Source organism: Tannerella forsythia, assembly GCF_003860135.1.
GTDB lineage: Bacteria > Bacteroidota > Bacteroidia > Bacteroidales > Tannerellaceae > Tannerella > Tannerella forsythia_A.
This window is the reverse complement of sequence record NZ_RQYN01000220.1, coordinates 1-216: the sequence shown is the minus strand read 5'-3', so window position 1 is coordinate 216 and position 216 is coordinate 1. Positions and strand designations below refer to the sequence as shown.

1 pseudogene is annotated in these 216 nt (G+C 47.2%); it reads left to right on the top strand.

The features are described 5' to 3' along the window. Window positions 1-216, top strand: a pseudogene (locus EII41_RS14020) (IS1595 family transposase); the annotation flags it as partial.

The window sequence follows — 216 nt, the reverse complement described above, 5'->3', positions numbered from 1 at the left end:
AATCGTTACCATCCCATTTGGCACATGGTTCACAAACTTCGTCAGGCCATGGGTAGAAGAGACGATGAGTATGTATTGGCAGGACGCATTGAACTGGACGAAGGTTATTTTTCCACAGAGACCCCTGAAGCGGAAAAAGATAAGCCCTTGAAACGGGGACGTGGCAGCCAAAGAAAAAGCAAAGTGCTGGTTATGGCGGAAAGTGAAATGGTTGCA